The sequence below is a fragment of the Halorubrum sp. ASP1 genome, from assembly GCF_005435135.1.
GTDB lineage: Archaea > Halobacteriota > Halobacteria > Halobacteriales > Haloferacaceae > Halorubrum > Halorubrum tropicale.
This window is the reverse complement of the sequence record NZ_SGUA01000031.1, coordinates 1-4,652: the sequence shown is the minus strand read 5'-3', so window position 1 is coordinate 4,652 and position 4,652 is coordinate 1. Positions and strand designations below refer to the sequence as shown.

At 65.5% G+C, this 4,652-nt stretch carries 4 protein-coding genes; 2 read left to right on the top strand and 2 right to left on the bottom strand.

Annotation, left to right across the window (positions count from 1 at the left end; translation table 11 throughout):
• Both EXE48_RS18060 and EXE48_RS18055 read left to right on the top strand, forming a co-directional pair.
• A partial coding sequence (locus tag EXE48_RS18060; RefSeq protein WP_241992036.1) for a hypothetical protein occupies positions 1 to 1,990 on the top strand: 1,990 nt, incomplete at its 5' end.
• Positions 1,983 to 2,309, top strand: a complete 327-nt coding sequence (locus tag EXE48_RS18055) for a hypothetical protein (RefSeq protein WP_137712156.1) — start codon at positions 1,983 to 1,985, stop codon at positions 2,307 to 2,309. The genes EXE48_RS18060 and EXE48_RS18055, both read left to right, overlap by 8 nt.
• A 472-nt stretch (positions 2,310 to 2,781) precedes the next feature.
• On the opposite strand, the gene EXE48_RS18050 is transcribed toward EXE48_RS18055, so the two are convergent.
• Together EXE48_RS18050 and EXE48_RS18545 are read right to left on the bottom strand one after the other, a co-directional pair.
• Complete coding sequence (locus EXE48_RS18050; RefSeq protein ID WP_137712155.1) at positions 2,782 to 4,455, bottom strand: winged helix-turn-helix domain-containing protein; 1,674 nt, start codon at positions 4,453 to 4,455, stop codon at positions 2,782 to 2,784.
• On the bottom strand, positions 4,452 to 4,652 hold a 201-nt coding region (locus EXE48_RS18545), incomplete at its 5' end, for a hypothetical protein (RefSeq protein WP_158295145.1). The genes EXE48_RS18050 and EXE48_RS18545, both read right to left, overlap by 4 nt.

The window sequence follows — 4,652 nt, the reverse complement described above, 5'->3', positions numbered from 1 at the left end:
GCAATACGGCGCGTCGGACCCATCGGTGACGGTCGACGGCAATACGGTATCGCACAATGGCGTCCTCGACGGCTCGACGAGCGAGACACTCGACCTCTCTCCGGGGACTCACACAGCCGGCATATCGACGACCGGGCCGGTCGACGTGTCGGTGTCATGGACCGAGGTCACGGCGACGGATGATCCATCGGTTAGCGTCGGCGGATCGACCGTGTCTCACTCGGGGATCCTCGGGCCGGGTGAGACGGTCACAGAGTCGGTCGACCTCTCGACGGGCTCACAGTCTGCGGACGTGTCGGTCAACGGTCCCGTCGACGTGTCGGCGTCATGGACGGAGGTCAGTCAGACGCGCGATCCCGTCGTGGAATATAACGGTCAGACAGCGAGCTACTCCGGAACGCTATCGGACGGCGAGACCACCTCGCTTCCGGTGAACGACTCGTGGATCAACGAGGGGACGAACGACCTCTCTGTGTCGCTGCCGTCGGTGTCGAGCGGACCGGTCCCACAGGTGGGCGTCGACGTGACCCACGACGTCTCCGAGAGCCGGACGATCGACTACTCCGCCGAGGCGTTCTCGGAGCGGTACACGACCTCGAAGACGTGGAGCGAGAACACGTCGAACGCGACGCTAAGCGTTCCGTGGGCCTCGTCGAGCGTCGTCTCCGTCCGGGATATCTCGGTGACCTACGAGGACTCGACGGGAGCGACACCGAGTCCGCGGCCGAACCCTACGCACCGCCTCGAAAACGGGTCGGTCGTCGTCGATCTCGGAGACGTGAAAGCTGGATGGACAACCGAGATCTCGGCGGCCGGCTCGAAAGTGCAAGTCGACGGCGCCGACCTCGAGGTCATCAACGCGACGGCGGCCGGTAACGACCTCGACAGCCGGGTCCGACTGAACAGCCCGTCGGACGAGGTGTACCTCCGCGTCGGAGAGACCGAACAGGGGCAGCAACTCCACTACCTCGCGAACGCCTCGTGGAGCAACGAGGAAGCGTCGCAGATCAGCGCCGACGGGACAAACGAGATTCGCATCCCGAACGCGCCGGACAACGGCGAGGCACAGCTCCGGACGCTTCCGCTCGCGTTCGACGTCGAGACGGGAGCGATCGACGTGGACATTCCGGACGGCCGGCTGAACGAGGGAGAGCCGGTCTACCGTGTCTCCTCGGGTGGCAGCACGGGAGACAGCTACCACGTGACGTTCACCGAGGCGACGGACGGACAGCCGTACGTCCTCTGGTCGGAGACGCGCGAGATCGTCCTCGACGAGGGCATGGCCTCGAGTCCGCTGACGCTGTCGACGGAGGACTCCGAGGAGACGCAGGTGATACAGTTTCGTGAGGACGACGGAACCGTGACGAGTTCCGACGGTGGCGTCGGCGATGCGATCCCAGGGCCGGCGCCGATGGTGACGACATCGTCGCCGTTTAGCGGGCTGGGTGGCTTCCTACCGGGTCCGAGCGTGTTCCTCATCGGGCTGGTCGGACTCGTCGGGCTGACGTTCGTGGCACGCCAGACACGACTGTTCGACGAGGGGACCGCCTCGGACGCGGTCGCGGACTCAGCGGCGAGCGTGGGAGAGCGCGCCGGCGGGGTACTCGGACGCGCGCTGTCGAACGAGCTCGTGCTCGCGGGCCTGACGCTGGCGGGCGGTGTGTGGTTGCTCACGTCGGGCGCGTTTACCGAGACGGAGCGGCTGATCATATCCCTCGGGAGCGTCCCGGTCGCGATGTTCCTGGTCTTACAGCAGTTCGACCAGTTCGACTTCCGCGTGTGGGTAGGATCGACCATAGTGGTCGCGTTGCTAGGCGTCCAAGCGCTCGCACCGGAGGTCCTCGAGACGCTCGCGGCAGAAGCGGGTATCGTGATCGTCGTCGTCGCCGGGTACCTGGCATATCAGGCGATCTCGGCGTGGCGCGCGGAAGCGTCGACGCCGGAGACGGTCAACCGACTCCAGATCTCCACGGAGGACGACGATGAGTGACCCGCTTATCATCACCGGCCTGCTGTCGAACTACTTCAGGGAGAGCGTCGTCGTGGCGATCGCGGCCGGGTTCGTGCTGCTGCGGTTCCGTCGGTACAAACAGGTCTCGGGGGCGGCCGTCGGCGCGGTCTCGACCACGGGGACGGCTGCTGTCGCGGTCCTGATCACGTTGCTCGGGCTGGTCGCGCTCGGTTACTGGGATCCGCCGGTGTCGTCGATCATCTCGGACGGTACTGACGCGGCTCGTGGTGTCTACCAGTTCGTGGTGCAGCCCGCAGTCGACATCCTAACTAACGCTCTGCGCGCCGGGAGGTCGTAAGGCCACCTGACAACCTTCTTTCTCGGGGTCCCGTCCACGGCTACAACGCGTTCTCACCGTGGAGAGGGCGTCCTTCGACCGTTCTGTAGGTTCAACGCGCGGAGCGGTTCGGTGCGGTAGACCGGAGCCGTTCTGGCTCCGGTCGTTATTGTTCTCCCCCTTAGGGGCTACACCCGTAGGGTCCCCTGCTAACCTACCCACGCACCGAGAGCGCTGAAACCGCCGATCTCGCGACGCTCCACCCCGCGAAAAGCGCGATCCGCGACAAGAGATTAAGAATCATTATGTTTTAAAATACACTGCGTGCCAGAGCAAAACTCACTCGGCGGCCGGATCGGCGGGCGATCGACGTTGACGACGCGCCGCGTTAACCAACATCGGAGGGTGAGAGGCGCGGGGTGTTGGTTAAGACCCGAGAAAAAGACGAAGCTACCGCTGTCGACCGGGCGCAAACGACGTACCGCGCTCCGGGCTACTCTACCCAGGACCGCCGATCGGTCCTGACGCGGACCTCGTCACCGTCGAGATACTCTTTCTCGAGCGCGTTCGCCAGCTGGTGCGCCTCGAGGCGGAGGTCCTCGAAGTACTCCCACTCGGAGTTCCGACTACGATCGTCGTCGCCGGCGTCGTCAGAGTCTTCCAGGTCGTCGGCGTCCTGGTCGTCGTCACCGACGGAGCTCGGATCGTCGCGTTCCTCGCGACGCTCGCGGCGCTCCTCGGCGCGTTCCATCATGTTCTCGATCTGGTCGTCGGGGTAGATCCTCCGGAGAATCTCTTTCGAGGACTCGAGCGCTGCCGGCGACGGGAACACGACGAGCACCGGATTCGAGATCTTCTCGCAGACGCCGATCTCCGCGAGCCGCGAGACGTGGTAGCGGATCGTCGAGCGGGCGAGACCGGTTCGTTCCTCGAGCATGTCGTACGACGCTCCGCTCTCCGTGGCGATCACGGTGAGGATGTCGTACACGGCCTGCGTGTTCGCTTTCAGCGCCTCGCGGTAGACCTCGGTCGAGACGGCCTCGAAACGCTCGCGGAGCTGTTCGCGACGGCCGGCCGGATGCGGGTACCGGTACTCGGGGAGACCCGGACCGTCCTGGAAGTCGTCGGCGACGAGCTCCTCGCGACCGACGCCAGACCAGTCGAGGTGTGAGGAGACGACGGTACGGAGCGTCGACATGACCTCGCCCCACTCGTCGACGTGAGGTAGCGCGCCGTCGCCGTCGACGCCGGCGAACGACGCCTCGAGTTTCGGGTGGTGCGCCGGGTCTTCGCGCGGGATCTCCGCCCACCCGGCGGCCTGGTAGCACTTCAACTCGATATCGAAGCGCGTGCGCTCGAAGCCGAGAAGGTGCCAGCGGTCAGCGTCGACGAGCGCCTCCAGGTATCCCTCGCGCTGTCGCTTCTGGTGAGCGTCGATCTCCGACATGCCGCCGTACGCGATCAGCTCGCGAGTCCGGTCGAGAGTCTCGACGACCTGTCGTTTCCAGCCGATATCAAACCGGTGGTGCGCCTCGGCCTTCTGGATCCGACGGGACTCTTGGTCGCGGTCCGCGAGGAGACGACCGCGATCAACGTTGAGCGCGGCCTCGAGGAGATCGAACATCCGTCCCTCGACCTCCTCGGCCTCGTCCGCCCATGTCGTGGAACAGCGGACCAGTGAGCCCTCTCCGTACTGGAGCGTGAGATTGCTCCCGTCCTTGTAGTTGAGATCCGCGAACTGCGGGAGGACTCGGAGCGAGCACGCTCGTCCGGTCTTATACAGGTCACCGTCCTCGTCGCGCTCGCGGAGCGTGAGATCGTACTTGTAGTACGCGGAGTAGTCGTCGCCGGTCCCGGTTCCGGCCTTCCAGCGGCTCGAGGTGAGCTTCACGACCCACTCGCGGCCGGGCGTCGGAGCATCGAGCCACTCGTGATCGCGCTCGTCGAGCTCGGCGACGATCCCCGGCTCCTCGTCGCGATCGCCGACGACTTCGTACCACAGCTGGTGAACAGCAGAGTAAACCGAGAGCTCTCGGTCGACGTCGTTGAAAACGGCCTGGACCGCGGCGCCGTGGGCGACAGGCTCGGGACCGTGTCGGTCCTCAAGGCGAGGTTCGGGGAGCGAGCCGATCGACGCGTCGGGCGTCGAGGGCGCGTCGATGCTCATTCGCGATCGACCTCCTCGTCGAGAACGCGAACGTCCGCCCAGTGCGGATCGCCGTTCATCATGTCGTGGTCGGCGATCTCTAAGGTGCGGCCGCAGTCGGGACACACCCACCCGGAGACGACGGTCTCTCGGGGCTGGTCGCCGTGTACGAGAGAGTTCCGGCTACCGAGGTAGTACGCCTCGACTGAGTCGCCACA